19 protein-coding genes are annotated in these 16,536 nt (G+C 72.7%); 4 read left to right on the forward strand and 15 right to left on the reverse strand.

Features of this window, described 5'->3' with window-relative positions:
- Nucleotides 1–34 precede the first annotated feature (34 nt).
- Entirely contained in the window at nt 35–814 is a 780-nt protein-coding gene (locus tag DEJ20_RS17215; protein WP_111234606.1) for an Fpg/Nei family DNA glycosylase, read from the forward strand.
- Here the strand turns inward: DEJ20_RS17215 and DEJ20_RS17220 are convergent.
- Nucleotides 805–1,725: a LysR family transcriptional regulator ArgP gene (locus DEJ20_RS17220; protein WP_111234605.1), complete on the reverse strand. Its 921-nt coding sequence runs from the start codon at nt 1,723–1,725 to the stop codon at nt 805–807. The two genes, DEJ20_RS17215 and DEJ20_RS17220, sit on opposite strands and share 10 nt — an antisense overlap.
- A 69-nt stretch (nt 1,726–1,794) precedes the next feature.
- Between DEJ20_RS17220 and DEJ20_RS17225 the strand changes: the two genes are divergently transcribed.
- A complete protein-coding gene (locus DEJ20_RS17225; protein ID WP_111234604.1) occupies nt 1,795–2,538 on the forward strand; it encodes a LysE/ArgO family amino acid transporter in 744 nt (247 codons plus the stop codon).
- 97 nt (nt 2,539–2,635) lie between these two features.
- Here DEJ20_RS17225 and DEJ20_RS17230 read toward each other — a convergent pair whose 3' ends face one another.
- The 7 genes from DEJ20_RS17230 to DEJ20_RS17260 form a co-directional block, all read right to left on the reverse strand.
- Nucleotides 2,636–4,111, reverse strand: coding sequence for an APC family permease (locus DEJ20_RS17230; protein WP_111234603.1), 1,476 nt, complete (start codon nt 4,109–4,111; stop codon nt 2,636–2,638).
- A gap of 259 nt (nt 4,112–4,370) precedes the next feature.
- Nucleotides 4,371–5,243 (reverse strand): hypothetical protein, encoded by an 873-nt coding sequence (locus DEJ20_RS17235; RefSeq protein ID WP_111234602.1) that lies wholly within the window; start codon nt 5,241–5,243, stop codon nt 4,371–4,373.
- 18 nt (nt 5,244–5,261) lie between these two features.
- Nucleotides 5,262–6,083, reverse strand: coding sequence for an alpha/beta fold hydrolase (locus DEJ20_RS17240; protein ID WP_111234601.1), 822 nt, complete (start codon nt 6,081–6,083; stop codon nt 5,262–5,264).
- 146 nt (nt 6,084–6,229) lie between these two features.
- Nucleotides 6,230–6,490 (reverse strand): type II toxin-antitoxin system RelE family toxin, encoded by a 261-nt coding sequence (locus tag DEJ20_RS17245; protein ID WP_111234600.1) that lies wholly within the window; start codon nt 6,488–6,490, stop codon nt 6,230–6,232.
- Nucleotides 6,487–6,747 carry a type II toxin-antitoxin system Phd/YefM family antitoxin gene (locus tag DEJ20_RS17250; RefSeq protein WP_027466775.1) on the reverse strand — a complete coding sequence of 87 codons (261 nt, stop codon included), beginning with the start codon at nt 6,745–6,747 and terminating at the stop codon, nt 6,487–6,489. Before DEJ20_RS17250 ends, DEJ20_RS17245 begins: the two co-directional genes overlap by 4 nt.
- 28 nt (nt 6,748–6,775) lie before the next feature.
- A complete protein-coding gene (locus tag DEJ20_RS17255) occupies nt 6,776–7,288 on the reverse strand; it encodes a methylated-DNA--[protein]-cysteine S-methyltransferase (RefSeq protein WP_111028941.1) in 513 nt (170 codons plus the stop codon).
- Complete coding sequence (locus DEJ20_RS17260; protein WP_111234599.1) at nt 7,285–8,877, reverse strand: AlkA N-terminal domain-containing protein; 1,593 nt, start codon at nt 8,875–8,877, stop codon at nt 7,285–7,287. Before DEJ20_RS17260 ends, DEJ20_RS17255 begins: the two co-directional genes overlap by 4 nt.
- A gap of 89 nt (nt 8,878–8,966) precedes the next feature.
- Here DEJ20_RS17260 and DEJ20_RS17265 point away from each other — a divergent pair, with 89 nt between their 5' ends.
- Nucleotides 8,967–9,551 carry a molybdenum cofactor biosysynthesis protein gene (locus DEJ20_RS17265; protein ID WP_258377093.1) on the forward strand — a complete coding sequence of 195 codons (585 nt, stop codon included), beginning with the start codon at nt 8,967–8,969 and terminating at the stop codon, nt 9,549–9,551.
- Nucleotides 9,552–9,685: 134 nt separating this feature from the next.
- On the opposite strand, the gene DEJ20_RS17270 is transcribed toward DEJ20_RS17265, so the two are convergent.
- From DEJ20_RS17270 to folE, 5 genes are all read right to left on the reverse strand, one after another.
- Complete coding sequence (locus DEJ20_RS17270; RefSeq protein ID WP_027466778.1) at nt 9,686–10,228, reverse strand: type 1 glutamine amidotransferase domain-containing protein; 543 nt, start codon at nt 10,226–10,228, stop codon at nt 9,686–9,688.
- 647 nt (nt 10,229–10,875) lie between these two features.
- Nucleotides 10,876–11,529 carry an HAD-IA family hydrolase gene (locus DEJ20_RS17275; protein WP_111234597.1) on the reverse strand — a complete coding sequence of 218 codons (654 nt, stop codon included), beginning with the start codon at nt 11,527–11,529 and terminating at the stop codon, nt 10,876–10,878.
- A gap of 94 nt (nt 11,530–11,623) precedes the next feature.
- Nucleotides 11,624–12,373 carry a pyrimidine reductase family protein gene (locus DEJ20_RS17280; RefSeq protein ID WP_258377092.1) on the reverse strand — a complete coding sequence of 250 codons (750 nt, stop codon included), beginning with the start codon at nt 12,371–12,373 and terminating at the stop codon, nt 11,624–11,626.
- Nucleotides 12,370–13,290, reverse strand: coding sequence for a dihydropteroate synthase (gene folP, locus DEJ20_RS17285; protein WP_111234595.1), 921 nt, complete (start codon nt 13,288–13,290; stop codon nt 12,370–12,372). The genes DEJ20_RS17280 and folP overlap by 4 nt, the downstream gene beginning before the upstream one ends.
- Nucleotides 13,287–13,898 (reverse strand): GTP cyclohydrolase I, encoded by a 612-nt coding sequence (gene folE / locus DEJ20_RS17290; RefSeq protein ID WP_111234594.1) that lies wholly within the window; start codon nt 13,896–13,898, stop codon nt 13,287–13,289. The genes folP and folE overlap by 4 nt, the downstream gene beginning before the upstream one ends.
- A 157-nt stretch (nt 13,899–14,055) precedes the next feature.
- Between folE and DEJ20_RS17295 the strand changes: the two genes are divergently transcribed.
- A complete protein-coding gene (locus DEJ20_RS17295; protein WP_027466783.1) occupies nt 14,056–15,531 on the forward strand; it encodes an NCS2 family permease in 1,476 nt (491 codons plus the stop codon).
- Between the two features lie 164 nt (nt 15,532–15,695).
- On the opposite strand, the gene DEJ20_RS17300 is transcribed toward DEJ20_RS17295, so the two are convergent.
- Together DEJ20_RS17300 and DEJ20_RS17305 are read right to left on the reverse strand one after the other, a co-directional pair.
- Nucleotides 15,696–16,148, reverse strand: a complete 453-nt coding sequence (locus tag DEJ20_RS17300) for a hypothetical protein (RefSeq protein ID WP_017887957.1) — start codon at nt 16,146–16,148, stop codon at nt 15,696–15,698.
- A gap of 39 nt (nt 16,149–16,187) precedes the next feature.
- Nucleotides 16,188–16,532, reverse strand: coding sequence for a hypothetical protein (locus DEJ20_RS17305; RefSeq protein ID WP_027466784.1), 345 nt, complete (start codon nt 16,530–16,532; stop codon nt 16,188–16,190).
- Nucleotides 16,533–16,536 lie beyond the last annotated feature (4 nt).

Genomic DNA, 16,536 nt, shown 5'->3' on the forward strand with positions numbered 1-16,536 from the left:
CGGCAGTGCAGCGACCACGTGCCGGAGGTGAACCGTGCCTGAAGGCGACACCGTCTACCGGGCTGCCCGCCGCCTGCACACCGCGCTGGCGGGCAAGGTCCTGACGAAGAGCGACTTCCGGGTCCCCGCGTTCGCGACGCTCGACCTGGTCGGCCGCACCGTCGACGAGGTCGTCCCACGCGGCAAGCACCTGCTGCACCGCATCGGCGACCTGACCGTGCACTCGCACCTGAAGATGGAGGGCCGGTGGGACGTCTACGCGCCCGGTGACCGCTGGCGGCGTCCGGCGCACCAGGCCCGGGCGATCCTGGACGCCGAGGGGGTCTCCACCGTCGGCTTCGCCCTCGGGGTGCTCGAGGTCGTCCCGCGCGACCAGGAGTCCGAGGTCGTCGGGCACCTGGGGCCGGACCTGCTCGGCCCCGACTGGGACGCCGACCTGGCGCTCGCCAACCTGACCGAGGACCCCGAGCGCCCGGTCGGGCTGGCACTGCTCGACCAGCGGGTGCTCGCCGGGCTCGGCAACGTGTACCGGAACGAACTCTGCTTCCTGCGCGGCGTGCTGCCGACGCGTCCGGTCGGCCAGGTGCCGGACCCGGCGCGGACGATCACGCTCGCGAGCCGGCTGATCCTGGCGAACCGCGACCGCAGCGCCCGCGTCACGACCGGCGTCGACCGCCCCGGGCGACGGTTCTGGGTCTACGGCCGTGCCGGCAAGCCGTGTCTGCGGTGCGGGACCCCGATCCGGTACGGCGAACTCGGTGACTCGGAGCTCACCCTGCGCGACACGTACTGGTGTCCGCGCTGTCAGTCTTGACGCTGACGCGCGGGGTGCAGTCGCGACGACGCGGTCGCACGGACGGCGTCGGTGACCCGTTCGAGCAGGGGTGACGCCAGGTTCCAGCGCTGCCACCACAGCGCCACGTCGGCGTGCCGACCCGGGGCCAGCTCGACCAGGACACCGCGGTCGATCGCCTCGAGGCACTGCGCCTCGGGCAGCAGCCCCCACCCGAACCCGAGCGTGACCGCACGGGCGAAGTCGGCGGAGGTCGGGACGAAGTGACGCGGTCCGCCGGGAGCGTGGCCGAGGACCTGGCGCAGGTACCCCTGCTGCAGGTCGTCGTCGCGGTCGTAGTCGACGAGCGGGACCTCGTCGAGCCGCCGGAGCATCCGCCGCTCGGTGCCGGTGTCGCCGAGGTAGCGGGCGACGAACGCCGGGGACGCCACCGCCCGGTACCGGTCGATGCCGAGTGGCACCGACGAGCAGCCCTGCACCGGGTCTGCCTCGGCCGTCACGGCACCCATCACCGTGCCGGCGCGGAGCAGCTCGGCAGTGCGGTCCTGGTCCTCGCGGTGCAGGTCGAAGACCACCTCGGTGTCGGCCCGGACGAGGGCGAGGGCGTCGAGGAACCAGGTGCCGAGCGAGTCGGCGTTCACGGCCAGCGGGATCGACGGCACCACCGACGATCCACCGCCGAGGGCTCGGGAGGTCTCCTCGTCGAGCAGCCGGACCTGCCGTGCGTGCCGGAGCACCACTGCGCCGTCCGCGGTCGGGCGCACCGGGGTGGTGCGCTGGAGCAGGACCCGACCGACCTGCTGCTCCATGGACTTGATCCGCTGCGAGACCGCCGACGGGGTGATCGCCAGCGCGCGGGCCGCCGCGTCGAGCGTGCCGTGGTCGACGGCGGCGAGCAGCGTCTCGAGGTGCTCGCGCTGGAACCGGGTCATGCAGCTGAGCTTACGGGGGTGCAGGAACGTGAGCTGTACTACACCGGCCCCCGGCTCTAGCGTCGGACCGTGACCACGCTCCTGCCCCTGCTCTCCGGCCTCGGCACCGGACTCGCACTGATCGTTGCGATCGGTGTGCAGAACACGTACCTGCTCCGGCTCGCGGTCAGCGCAGGACTCCGGGTGGTGGCCGCGGCGGTCGTGGTGTGCGCGGTCTCGGATGCGCTGCTCATCGTCGCCGGGGTGCTCGGCGTCGGCGCCGTGGTCGAGCGGTTCCCCGTGGCGCTCCTGGTGATCCGGTTCATCGGTGCCGCGTTCCTGCTCACGTACGGGGTGCTCGCGGCGCGGCGTGCGCTGCGGCCCTCGGGGGACGCGATGCGGGTCGCTGACGAAGCGGCCGACGACGGTGTGGTGGGCGCCAGCGCGGACGCGGGCGCGGGGGTGGACGCGGCGGTGGACGCGACCACCGGCACGATGGTGGCGGCGGGGCGGACGCGCACCGCGCCTCCCGGCCAGGTGGTGACCATGCGGACGGCCGTGCTGACCATGCTCGTCTTCACGTGGGCGAACCCGCACGTCTACCTGGACACGCTGGTGTTCCTCGGGTCGGTGGCGAACCAGCAGGGTGCGGACGACCGGTGGCTCTGGACGATCGGTGCCGTCGCGGCGAGCTGCCTGTGGTTCGGTGCGCTCGGGTTCGGCGGACGCCTGCTGCGGCCGCTGTTCGAGAAGCCGCTGACCTGGCGGGTGTTCGACGGGCTGGTCGCCGTTGTGATGCTCGCGTTCGGTGTGCTGCTGCTCGTCGGCGCGTAGCGGCGGCGGCGCGCATGGCGCACCGCGAAACGGACACAGCACCACGCGACCGCATGGTGCTGTGTCCGGAACCTGGTTCCGGCGAGGCGGATCGCCGCTACTGCATGCGCTGGCCGACGCGGCTGTGGCGACGGCTGTAGCCGAAGTAGATGACGAAGCCGATGACCAGCCAGATGACGAACCGGAGCCAAGTCTCGACCTCGAGGTTCAGCATCAGCCAGAAGCACAGCACCGCCGAGATGATCGGCAGCACGGGCGACCACGGCACCCGGAAGGACCGCGGGGCGTTGGGGCGCGAACGACGCAGCACGACGATGCCGATCGACACCAGGACGAACGCGGACAGCGTGCCGATGTTGATCATGCCCTCGAGCTTGTCGACCGCGGTGAACCCGGCCAGCAGCGCCACGACGACACCGGCGACGACCTGCACGCGCACCGGCGTCTGCGTCTTCGGGTTGGTCTTCGAGAACCAGCGGGGCAGCAGGCCGTCGCGGCTCATCGAGAAGACGATGCGGGACAGCCCGAGCAGCAGCACCATGACGACGGTGGTCAGACCGATCAGAGAGCCGATGGCGATGATGCCGGCGGCCCACGGCAGCCCGACGATGTCGAACGCCGACGCCAGGGACGGCGCCTTCTCCTCCGCCAGGCGCTGGTACGAGACCATGCCGGTGATGACGATGCTGACGCCGACGTAGAGCAGGGTCACGATGCCGAGGCCGATGAAGATGCCGCGCGGCAGGGTCTTCTGCGGGTTCTCGGTCTCCTCCGCGCTCGTGGCGACGACGTCGAAGCCGATGAAGGCGAAGAACACCAGGGACGCCGCGGCGAGCAGGCCGAAGACGCCGTACTGGGCGGGCTCGGCACCGGTGAACCAGGACACGAGCGACTGCGTCCAGACGCTGCCCTCGGCGCCCTTGGCGGGCTCGGCCGGCGGGATGAACGGGGTGAAGTTGGCGGCCTTGACGAAGAACGCACCGGCGACGATGACGAACACGACGATCGCGACCTTGATGACGGTGATGACCGCCGACACCCGCGACGACAGGCGGGTGCCGAACGCGAGGAGCACCGTGAAGATCCCGACGATGAGCACCGGCCCCCAGGTGAAGGGGATCGGTCCGAGCTGGATCGTGCTCGGCAGGGTGATGCCGAAGACGTCGAACGCGGTGCTGAGGTAGATGCCCCAGTACTTCGCGATCACGGCACTGGCGGTGAGGGTCTCGAGGATGAGGTCCCAGCCCACGATCCAGGCGAGCAGCTCACCCATCGTGGCGTAGGTGAACGTGTACGCGGAGCCGGCGACGGGGATCGTCGACGCGAACTCGGCGTAGCACATGATCGCCAGGCCGCAGGTGACGGCGGCGAGCAGGAAGGAGATGATGACGCCGGGCCCGGCGAAGTTCGCGGCGGCGTTCGCGCCGACCGAGAAGATCCCGGCGCCGACGGCGACCGCGATCCCCATCGCGGCGATGTCGAACGTCTTCAGGGAGCGTTTCAGGGACCTGCCCTGCTCCTCGGAGTCGGCCAGGGAGGCCTCGATCGACTTGATGCGGAGCTTCGTTGCCATGGGGTGGATCCCGTCATCGGCTGGCGGCGGACCTCGGAAGGGTACTGGTGTACCACTGTGTCACGCAAAGCGTCCGCCCGGACGGTGGTCCGGTCCGGCGACGGCCGGGAGGCGCGGCACCGGTCCGGCACGCACCGCTCGGTCGGCCGACGGGTGCGTCCAGGGCCGCGGTCGCGTCAGCGGGGCGCGGTCGCGTCAGCGGGGCGCGGTCGCGGGGCGCGGTTGCGGGCCGCGATCGCGGGGTGCGGTTGTGCTCGCGTCAGCGGCCGGCGCGCCATTCCGCCAGGAACCGGGCGCCCGCCTCGTCGTGGATCACGCCGTCGGGCGCGGTGAGCACCGGGTACGGCGTGGCTGGCACCCCGTCGGCGGGACGGACGTCGACGTGCGCGACCTCGTGGCCGTGGGCGTGCAGCCAGTCCGCCATGGCGTAGTCGCTGCGAGAGTCCCCCACGGTGCGCCAGGTGACCGGGAGCTCGCCGTCCTGCCCGAGGAGCTCGAGCGAGCGTTCGGCGCCCAGGTCCTTGCCGCTGCGGTCGGACTCGACGTCGGTCGAGATGATCGTCGGGTCGATGCGCCACTGCACGGCGCCGTCGGCGTCGGGTCGGACGTCGTCGAGTCGGCGGACACCGAGCCCACGACGCTCGAGTGCGGCCATGGCCTTCGCGTCGAACTCCGGCTGGCGGGCCAGGTAGGTGGCATTCGGCACCTCGACGCGCTGCTCGATCGACACCATGGCGCGCTTCGTCTCGTCGAAGAACACCAGGTCGGCGTACTCGTCGCGGACCAGCTCGCGCATCTCGTCGGCGTAGTCCCGCGGCAGCGCGAGGTCCTCCGCGACCGTCAGTTCACCCATGCCGCCGTCGTACTGCGGACCGATCGAGCACCACACGGCACCCTTCTCGCAGACGGCGTGGACGCGGCCGCCCTCGGCGAGACCCCCGGCGAGCAGGGGACCGACGACCTCGGAGCGGATGAACGCGTCGCTGCGGCCGGTGTTGAAGACGATCGGGATGCCCTCGGCGGCGAGCGTGACGAGGTCCGCGACGATGCTCGGGATCGCGATCGTGCGGGAGACCGGGCTGGCGATGGGTCCGTCGACGTCGAGCAGGAGACCGAGGCGGGGTGCGTTCACCCGCCCATCCTCTCGCAGTCAGCTGCTGGGAGAGGCGATCCGGCTCCGCACGCGGTCGATCAGGGCTCCGAGGGCCGCGGGAGCGGGGACGTGTCCCTGCCCGGGCACCTCGGTGTACTCCGAGCCCGGGACGGCGTCGACGAGGGCGCGGGCCGCACGACGCATCCACTCGAGTCCGTCACCACCGGCGCCGACGAGCACCGGCACGCCGACCGCGGCGGCGACGCGCTCCGGCACGGCGAGGCCGTTCAGCACCCGGACCTCGCGGCTGAGCACGTGCGCGTCGACCACCAGGGAGCGCCAGAGCGACCCCTTGAGCCGCAGTGCCGTGACCTGGCCCATCGGGACCCCGAGCACCTGGGTCAGGAACCCGCGGACAGCCTGGGCGCGGCGGCCAGCACCGACGTGTTCGTCGAGCAGGTCGGCGAACACGACGTCGTCGGCGTGCGGGTCGACCGAGGCGCGGTACGGCGGTTCCCACAGCACAGCGCCGTCGACCGGCAGTCCGGTGGCGAGCCCGTGCAGCACGACACCGGCGCCGACGCAGATGCCGACGGCGGTGGTCGGTGCGCCGATGCTCTCGACGACGGCGCGCAGGTCGTCGACCTCACGCTCGATGGCCCACGTCGCGGAGTCACCGCTGGCACCGCGACCACGTCGGTCGTAGGTCACCACGCGGTGCGTCGAGCCGAGCTCGGCGACCACGCGGTCGAGGTACGGGGTCCCGCGGTGGTCGAAGGCACCGCCCACGACGACGACCGCCGGCCCGTCCCCTGCCTCGGAGACGGCGATGGTGGTGCCGTCGGAGGAGACGACCGTTCGGTCGACTGGAGGGAGCATGGGGTCCTTTGCGAGCTGTCGACGGCGATGCGTCGGGCCTCGGAGGGGACCGTGCGGATTACCGGTCCTCCGAGTGTCGCAGGCGTGGGAGTCCGTGTCTCCCCCCGCTTCCAGGGGCAGAACCCCGCCGCTCGGGCGCCGGACGGTCAGCGGTCCCGGTAGACCTCGCGCCGGCGCCCGGCATCGACGACCACCACGACGAGCTTGCCGTCGTCGATCCGGTAGATCAGTCGGTAGTCCCCCGAGCGAACTCGCCACCCGGGCCGGTTCACGAGCTTGCGTGCGGCGGGTGGCCGGGGGTGCTCGGCGAGGATCGCGAGGAGCCCCTCGATTCGCCGCCGCCCGTCGAGCGGGAGCTTGCGGATGACGCGTTGCGCGGCCGGGATGACCTCGACCGAGTACGTCACCCGAGGCCGAGTTCGCGCTTGAGGTCGTCCCACTTGACGTTCTCGCCACCGATACGGGCACTCTCGGCGACGGCTTCGTCGTAGGCGACCAGGTCGTCCAGGTCCTCCGCCGCCTCGAGCAACCGGTCGAGGACGGCCGCGTCGACCACGGCTGCGACGCGCTTGTTGCGCCGGGTCAGGTAGACGGGTTCGTGTCGGGCGTCGTCGATGATCGACGCCAGACGGCCACGGGCTTCGGAGATCGACACTTCGCTCACCCGTACATTCTAGAGCGTTTTGTACAAGTCAGACGAGTGCCGTGGTGCCCACAGACTCCCGTTCGAGCAGGGACCGCTTGACGTCGAGGCCCCAGGCGAAGCCCCCGAGCGTGCCGTCCGAGCGCAGCACGCGGTGGCACGGGACGAAGAGCGCCGGGGCGTTCCGGGCACACACGCTCGCCGCCGCCCGCACCGCGTCGGGCCGACCCATCGCCGCCGCGAACCCGGTGTAGGTCAGGGTGCCACCGGCCGGGATCCGGCGGAGCTGGCGCCACCCCTCGGTGAAGAGCTCCGTGCCGAACTGGCGCACGGGCACCTGCATGGCGTGCTCGACCTCGCCCGAGTAGAAGGCGTCGACCGCGTCGGCCGAGGCGACCACGCCGTCGAGCACCCGGTCGGGGCGGTGGCGGTCGGCCAGACGGGCGAGGATCCGCTCGACGGAGTCGGTCCACCCGGACGCGAGGACCCTGCCCTCGGCGTCTTCGAGCACGGTGAACGCCCCGTCGGGGGTGTCCAGGGTCTGGATGGTTGCGTCGGTCATCGGTCGTCCTTCCGGGGGTCCTCGGGGGCACGGGCTGCACGGGCGCCGGCGGTCGCGGTCATCGCGCGGTCGATGATCGGTCGCCAGCAGTGCATCGTGAGGTAGCTCCGCCAGGGGGCCACCTGCTCCGACCATAGGGAGAGCTCGCGCGCCGTTCCGGGCAGCCCGAGTTCCTGTGCACCGTTCCGCACGGCGAGGTCGCTGTGGAGGAAGATGTCGGGGTGGTGCCGGACCCGCAGCGCGACGTAGTCGGCGGTCCACGGCCCGATGCCCTTCACCGCGAGGAGTCCGTCGCGCAGGTCACCGAGCGACTGCCCGCCGTCCACCACCAGGGACCCGTCGGCGAGCGCGGCGGCCACCCGCAGGATCGTGTCGACGCGGGCGGCGGGGCCGCGCAGCACCTCGTGCCCGCGTTCGGCGATCACCGCCGCCGACGGGAAGAGCAGTCCGCCGGGCCGGATGGCGTCCGGCACCGTCGCGCCGAGTGCGGCCACGAGCCGGGTCTGCGCGGTGCGCGCTGCGGCCACCGAGACCTGCTGCCCGATCAGGGTGCGGAACACGATCTCGTGGGCGTCCACCGCACCGGGCAACCGGAGGCCGGGCACCCGGGCGACGGGGCCGGCGAGCTCGGGCACGGCCCCGAGGACGGCGTCGACGGCGACCGGGTCGGCGTCGAGGTCGAACAGCGCACGCACCCGCGCCACGAGCGCAGGCAGGTCGGAGAGGTCGGTGACCCGCACGCGCAGGTCGATCCCGGTGCCCCGCCCGGCCACGTCGGGGACGGCGGCCGACGCGCTGAACCAGCCCGGGCCTCCAGGCAGGCCGACCAGCCGCCCGTACGACGTGACCCGACCGGTGGGGTCGGTGTCCACCTGCTCCGTGCCCGGCAGGGCGTGCAGCGCGTGCCAGTCGAGCAGGCCCTGCGCGTCGAAGGGTGCTCGGGCCGGCAGGTGGACGTGGAGTGCGCCGTCGCCGCCGTCCGTGGCACCGTCGGCTCCCCCGGACCGGCGTGCGCGGAGCCCCGTCGGGGTGACGGCGAAGACCTCGCGCACGGTGTCGTTGAACTGTCGGACGCTGGCGAACCCCGCGGCGAACGCGACGTCGGCGACGGGCAGGTCGGACGAGGTGAGCAGGGTCCGCGCGGTCTGCGCCCGGTGCGCCCGGCTGAGCGCCTTCGGCCCGGCGCCCAGCTCGGCCGTCATGATGCGGTTGAGCTGCCGCTCCGAGTAGCCCACGCGCGCGGCGAGCCCGGGGACGCCGTCGCGCTCGACGACACCGTCGAGGACGAGCCGCATCGCCCGGCCGGCGACGTCCTCGCGCAGGTCCCACTCGGGGCTGCCGGGGGTCGCCTCGGGCAGGCAGCGCTTGCAGGCGCGGAAGCCGGCCAGGTGCGCTGCGGCGCTCGTGCGGTAGAAGGTGACGCCCGAGACCTTCGGCGTGCGGGCCGGGCAGCTGGGCCGGCAGTAGATGCCGGTGGAGTGGACGGCGGTGACGAACTGGCCGTCGAAACGCGCGTCGCGGGAGGCGACGGCGCGGTGCCGTTCGGCGTGCAGCGCGTCCGGCTGTACGTCGGTGTCCGGGGTGGTCATGGGCTCAGCCTGACATGCGCCGCCGACGTCGACTGGCGGGAATCGGACGGGGCAGCGCACGGCCGGGAGGCCCGGCTAGCGTTGACCGGGTGACTCCCGCAGACGACGTGGCCGGTCTCGACGACCTGCCGTTCCGGACCGAGGTCGAGGTCGCGCTGCTGCTCGTCTCGCCGCGGCACCGGTACGAGGGGCGCCCGGCCGACGGCGCGCTGCCGGTGGGCGCGGACGATCCGGACGAGTCACGCGACCGGATCGGGCTCCGGTCCGGGCTGGGCATCGTCGGTGACCGGTACTTCGCGGCCCGGGCGCACGTGCACGCCTCGGTCACGGTGATCGGCCTGGAGGGGCTCGAAGCCGTCGGCACGGCGATCGGGGCGACCGTCGACCCCGCTGCGACCCGGCGGAACGTGTTCCTGCGGGGCGCCGACGTCGAGGCGCTGCGGGGCGAGCCGTTCTCGCTGGAGAGCGTGACTCCGGACGCGGGTGGCGGACCGGTCCGGTTCCGTGGCTACCGCGCGGCGAACCCCTGCGCCTGGATGGACCACGAGGTGGCCCCCGGGGCGTTCCGGGCAATGCGCGGCCGGGGCGGCGTGCGGTGCGATCCGGAGTCCGACGGTGTTCTCACCCTCGGACCCGCGGTGCTCCGCACGGCCCGCCCTGTGGCGCTCGGCTGACGCCGTCGCCGGGCGGGCGACCGTCCTGCGCTGGCCGAGACTCGGCTCGGCGGACACATCGTCGGTGTCCGGGGGCGCATCGTGTCCGGCAGGCCGAGACTCGGTCGGGCGGCGAGACGCTCGGCGCGCAGTGCTCAGGCGGTGAGGGCGCTCTCGATCGCGTCGACGAACGCCGGCAGGTCGTCCGGGGTGCGGGAGGTGATGAAGCCGCCGTCGACCTGGACCTCCTGGTCCACCCACTCGGCTCCGGCGTTGCGCAGGTCGGTCTGCAGCGACGGGAACGAGGTGACGGTCTTGCCCGACAGCACGCCCGCCTCGACGAGGGTCCACGGGCCGTGGCAGATCGCCGCGACCGGCTTGCTCGCCTCGGCGAAGGCCTGCACGAGCGTCGCCGCGCGGGACTCCTGGCGCAGCGTGTCGGCGTTGATCGTGCCGCCGGGGATCACGAGGGCGTCGAAGTCCTTTGCGTCGACACCGGCGATGGTGGTGTCCGGCTCGAGCGTCTGCCCCGGGTCCTTGTCGCCGACCAGCGTCTGGATCGTGCCGGTCTCCTTCGCCGCCACGGTCACCGAGGCACCGCGCTCACGCAGCTGCTCGGTGGGGACGACGATCTCGTCCTGCTCCACGCCGTAGTTCGTCGTGATGACGAGGACCTTCTTGCCGTCGAGGGTTGCCATGATCGCTCCTTCCGCGGCCCGGTCGTTCCGGCCGCACACCCGAGGGTCGTCGGCGTCGGCTGGGCAGGCGTGCAGGGGCGGCTCGGGGGTCCGGCCGGCCGGTCGAGCGGTCGCAACTCCCCGCTCACGTCCGCCGGGCGGTCGCGGACCGTCGGCTGTCGGCGGCGCAGCCGACGGTTCCTGACCACTCAGCGCAGGCCGGGCGAGGTGTCCTGACCGGCCGCCGAGGCGCCGTGGACGCGCCCACAGTCGGCCTGGAGGCACGGTGCGGGCCCGCCACGGGCCTCCAAGCCGCCGTCCGGGTGGTCGCAACCCACCGCTCACGTCGGCGGGGTGGTCGCGAAGCGTCGGCTGGCGGCGGCGCAGCCGACGGTTCCTGACCACTCGGCGCGGGCCGGGCGGGCTGTCCTGACCGGCCGCCGAGGCGCCGTGGACGCGCCCACGGTCGGCCTGGAGGCACGGTGCGGGCCCGCCACGGGCCTCCAGGCCGCCGTCCGGGCGGTCGCAACACCCCGCTCACGTCCGCCGGGCGGTCACGAAGTGTCGCCTGGCGGCGGCGCAGCCGACGGTTCCTGACCACTCGGCGCAGGCCGGGCGGGGTGTCCTGACCGACGGCAGACCGCGGGCAGGCAGGACGGGCGCCGCGCTCAGCCGCGGATGCGGAAGGCGCCGCCGTCGCGCTCGACGGTCAGGCCGTCGTACCCGTGGACCCGGTGCAGGCCGGCCGTCACCGGGTGCTCGAGTGGACCGACGACGACCGTGGTCGCGCCGGAGGCGATGGCGGACTCGAGTCCGGCCGGGGCATCCTCGAACGCCACGCAGTCGGTCGGGTCGAGGCCGAGCAGGGCAGCTCCGCGCAGGTAGCCGTCGGGGTGGGGCTTGCCGTGTTCGACGTCCTCCGAGGGCACGAAGGCCTCGGGCACGGCGAACCCTGCGGCGGCCATCCGGCCCGCGGCGAGGTCACGCGGGGCGCTCGTCACGAGGGCCACCGGGACGCCGAGTTCGACGAGTCGCTGCACGAAGGCGACGCCTCCGGGGATCTCGAGGATGCCCTCGGTGCTCGCGGTCTCCTCGGCGACGAGCTCGGCCGCGATCCGCTGCTGCTCGACCAGGGGCAGGTCCGGCAGGAAACGCCGCAGGGTGTCGATCGCCTGCCGCCCGTGCGAGAACGCGAGGATCTCGTCGGGGTCGATGCCGTTCGCGTGGCCGAACCGGGTCCAGGTCGCCTCGACCACCGCGGTCGAGTCGACGAGGGTCCCGTCCATGTCGAAGAGGACCCCGGACGCCACGATGTCGATCACGCGCCCGACCCTAGCCCACGGGCCCGACCGTCCCGCGGTCCGCGGTCCCGCGGTCCCGCGGTCCCGCGGTCCCGCGGTACGCGCGCGACCGGTGTCAGCGCGCCCGGACGTACCGGGTGAGCAGCACGCCGCCGGCGCCGAGCAGCACGTGCGCCGGTCGCATCCGCCGGAGCTCGGGTGACGACCCGCGGGCGATGCGCGGCCCCGCCCCGCCCTCGAGCGACGGGTCGATCGTCAGGGTCAGCTCGTCGACGGCGTCCGCGGCGATGAGCGCCCCGAGGAACGACGGCCCTCCCTCGCAGTGGATCATCCCGAGTTCACGGTCGGCCAACACGCCTCGGATCCGCCCGGCGTCCACCGAGTCCGGGTCATCGTCCGCGCTGCAGGGCACGACGTCGGCGGCCTCGGCGAGCGCCTGGGCCTCCGACGACGCTGCCGCCGTCGCCGACGTCAGGACGATCGGGCGCACCGGCGCCTCGTTGAACACCCGAGACCCGGGGTCGAGGGACAGCGAGCCGGTGACGATCGCGAACACGGGGTGGTCCGGCTTGCCGTGCGCCCGACGCCAGGCGACGTCGGCATCGTGCAGGACCATCGGCCCGTAGCCCTCGTCACGGACGGTGCCGGCGGCGACGAGCACGACGTCGGCCACCCGCCGGAGCAGGTCGAAGACGCGCAGGTCGTCGGCGCCGCCGAGCGACCCGGACACCCCCGCAGCCGAGGCCGAACCGTCCAGCGTCGCGACGAAGTTCACGCGGAGCCAGGGGGCCCCGGCGTCGGCGGTGTAGAGCTCGAGCAGGTCGTCATCGGACAGGTCCGCGATCGACGGGGGCAGGACGTTCACGTGTTGTGCCTCGATTCCACGGGGGTGCGCCATCCGAGCGTGGCCTCGACCATGCGCATCGCGTCGACGCTCTCGGCGACGTCGTGCATCCGGACGATCCGGGCGCCGAGCATCGCGCTCACGGTCGCCACGGCGAGCGATCCGGAGAGCCGTTCCCCGCGGGGGCGCCCCAGCGACTCCCCCACGAAGTCCTTGTTCGACACCGCGGCAAGGACCGGGTAGCCGAGCGCGACGACCTCGGGCAGCCGACGGGTGAGCTCGAGGGTGTGCACGGTGTTCTTGTGCAGGTCGTGGCCCGGGTCGACGATGATCCGCGACTCGGGGATGCCCGCGGCGAGCGCCCGGTCGACCCGCTCGCGCAGGAACGCGACGACCTCGCCCGCGATGTCGCCGTACTGCGGCGGCGCGGGCAGCGGACGACGGGGTTCCGCGAGGGAGTGCGTGATGACGACGGTGGCCTCGGAGTCGGCGACCACGGCGGCCATCCGCGGGTCGGACAGGCCGGTGGTGTCGTTGACGACGGTCGCCCCGGCTGCGATCGCCGCTGCGGCGACCTCCGGGCGGAAGGTGTCGACGCTGATGACGACGTCGGACTGCTGGGCGAGCTGCTCGACGACGGGGACGACGCGGTCGATCTCGTCGGAGGCGGGCAGTTCCGGGCCGGGGGCGAACTTCACGCCGCCGATGTCGACCCAGTCGGCGCCCTGTTCGGCTGCGCGGACCGAGGCGGCGACGGCCCGGTCGAGTTCGAAGGTGGCGCCGCGGTCGTGGAACGAGTCGGGGGTGCGGTTCACGATCGCCATCACGGCGATGCGGTGGTCGAAGTCGATGGTGCGGCGGCCGAACGTCCGGACCGGGTGGCGCAGGTCCGGCACGACCCAGCCGGGTCCGCCCGTGCCGTCGGGGAGGCCCGTCATGCGTCCGCCCCGGCACTCGCGTCGTGCCCGGCGTCGGTCCCACGCCCCGCGCCGATGAGCGCGATCGCCTCGGCCCGTCCCGCGGCGTCGGCCAGCGAACCGGTCGCCGCCACCGTCACGGTCGTCGAACCGGTCTGGCGCTCCCCGCGCGTCGTGACGCACTGGTGTTGCGCATCGAGGACCACCAGGACGCCCTCGGCGCCGAGCCCCTCGGCGATGGTCGCGGCGACCTGTTCGCCGAGCCGCTCCTGCAGTTGCGGGCGGGAGGCCACTGCGTCGAGCACCCGCGCCAGCGTGCCGAGTCCGATGAGACGGTCGCCCGGCGCGTACGCCAGGTGCGCGACCCCGAGGAACGGCAGCAGGTGGTGCTCGCACACGGAGCGGAACTTCACGTCGCGGACGATGACGAGCCGGCCGCGCTCGCCGTCCTCGGCGTGCACGGTGCCGTCCCGGGCGATGGCGACCGCGTCGGTGCCGATCCCGGAGAAGAACTCGGCGTACGAGTCGGCGACACGAGCGGGGGTGCGGGTGAGTTCCGGGCGGTCAGGATCCTCGCCGATGGCGAGCAGCAGCTCGCGGACGGCGGCCTCCACACGGGCGCGGTCCATGGGTGACGTCACCCGCTCATCCAACACCAGCCATGGCCGGAGAACGCGGGCAGACGCCCAGCGCGAGGGGCGCGAACCGCGTGGGACGGGCCTCCAGGCTGTCACAACCTGTGAGACCGGTGTGACACGCCCGAAACCCAGCGTCCTTTAAACTCTCGTGGTGAGCGCCCCGCAGACCGACACCACGCCCCGGAACCGCTTCGCGACCGGCCTCGATCGATTCTTCTCCATCACGCAACGCGGATCATCGATCCCCCGCGAGGTCCGCGGTGGCCTCGTCTCGTTCGTGACGATGGCGTACATCGTCATCCTGAACCCCCTCATCCTCGGCGGGTTCAGCGCCGACCAGGCCGCCAAGGACGTCAGCGGCGGATGGCTCGAGAACGCTCAGGTGGCCGCGGCGACCGGCCTCGTCGCCGGCGTCATGACCATCGCGATGGGCATCATCGCGAACCTGCCGTTCGGCATCGCCGCGGGGCTCGGGATCAACTCGTTCCTCGCCGTCAGCGTCGTGCACCAGGTCACCTGGGCCGAGGCGATGGGCCTGGTCGTCATCAACGGCGTGATCATCGTGATCCTCGCGTTGACCGGCATCCGGACGATGATCTTCACCGCCGTCCCGGCCCAGCTCAAGGCCGCGATCACGGTCGGCATCGGCCTGTTCATCGCGTTCATCGGGCTCGTCGACTCCGGGTTCGTGCGGTCCTCCGGGCTCGCGTCGCCGCCGTTGCAGCTCGGCGAGGACGGCTCCGTCGGTGCCCTGCCGACCATCGTGTTCCTGATCGGCCTGATCATCATCGGCACGCTCATGGCCCGCCGGGTCAAGGGTGCGCTGCTCATCGGCATCGTCGCGACCACGATCATCGCGATCATCCTGCAGGCGATCTTCCAGGTGCCGACCTCGGTCGACTCGAAGACCGGCTGGAACCTCAACGCCCCCGGCCTGCCGAGCGCACTGTTCGCCGTGCCGGACCTGTCGCTCGTCGGCCACGCCGACGTCTTCGGCGCCTTCACCCGCATCGGCCCGCTCGCCGCGTCGATGCTCGTCTTCACCCTCGTGTTCACGAACTTCTTCGACGCCATGGGCACCATGACCGGTCTGGCCAAGGCCGCCGGCGTCGCGAAGCCGGACGGCACGTTCCCCCGCCTGAAGTCGGCGCTCGTCGTCGAGGGCGTCGGCGCGATCGCCGGTGGCGGCGCGTCGGTGTCGTCGAACACCGTCTTCATCGACTCGGCCTCCGGCATCGGCGAGGGCGCCCGCACCGGCATGGCCTCGGTCGTCACCGGGCTGCTGTTCCTGGCGTCGATGTTCCTCACGCCGCTCACCCAGGTCGTCCCGCTCGAGGTCGCAGCCGCCGGGCTCGTCGTCGTCGGGGCGCTCATGGTCGCGCAGGTCGCGGACATCTCGTGGTCGGACTTCGGCTCGGCCCTGCCGGCGTTCCTGACGATCGTCGTCATGCCGCTGACCTACTCGATCGCGAACGGCATCGGCGCCGGCTTCATCAGCTGGGTGCTCATCAAGCTGCTGTCCGGCCGTGGCCGTGAGGTCTCGTGGCTGCTCTACGTCGTCGCCGCGGGCTTCCTGCTGTACTTCGCGCGGGGGCCGCTGGAGGCACTGCTCGGCGTCGGCTGAGACGTTCCTGCTGGGCCCGGCTGGGCGGGCTGGGCCGGGCCTATCACAAGACGCCGTCGTGTCATCGAGACGCCGCCGAATCCGGCGGCGTCTCGATGTTTCCGGGGCGTCTCGACAAGACGCCGGCGTCTTCCGCAGGCCGGCGTCGGCCTGGAGGCCCGTGGTCAGTCCGGCAGGTCGCTCGGCGTCGCCTCGTGGTGGCGCTGGTCCTGGGTGCGACGGTCTTCCTTCATGCCCGCCTCGAACAGGTGGCGACGGCCCTGCACGAGCTCGTCGCGCGCCGTGCGCTCGAGCTCCTTGGCGAGGGCGTAGTAGCCGTCGTCGTAGTCCTCGACGATCTGGAACGTCCAGCGGCCCGCGATGACGTTGCGGCCCACGAGTTCGGTGTCGATGCGCTCGGCGAGTTCGGTGTGCCCGGCCTTCCGCAGCTGCTCGACCGCCTCACCGAGGTTCAGGTCAGCGGTGCCGGTCAGCCTGTGGAACCCGTAGAGCAGGCCACGGGCGTGCTCGATGACCTCGACCGCGGCGGACAGGCTGCCGAGCGCCTCGACCGTGGCCTCGGACACCCCCTCGGGAACCTGGTGCTGCGCGTCGGGGCCCTGTGCGTCGTTCGTCATGGGTCCCGTCTACACGACGGCTGCCGAGGCCGAGCGCAGTCACTTCGTCTGGTTGGGGTGGTGGGTGTGCACGTCGGTGATGCACACCACCCGGTCATCCACGTCGACCGTGAACCAGATCCGGGCGCCGCGCTTCAGCTCGAACTGACGACGCGTCCACTCCCGGCCGGAGTGTCGAACCACACCGAGTTCCCCGCGCAGGGCGTGGCAGGACAGGTCCTCGGTCAACGGATCCGTGGTCAGCCGATCCCACGCGGCAGCGACTGCGTTCCGCTGCACCGCCACCACGTCGCGCCACCCCTGTTCCGCGCCGCGCGTCCCGAAGACGATCGTGTACTCCGTCGAACGGATCGGCCGGGGGACCCCGCCGCGCCGGCCCGCCACCGCG

Source organism: Curtobacterium sp. MCSS17_005 (assembly GCF_003234225.2).
Taxonomy (GTDB): domain Bacteria; phylum Actinomycetota; class Actinomycetes; order Actinomycetales; family Microbacteriaceae; genus Curtobacterium; species Curtobacterium flaccumfaciens.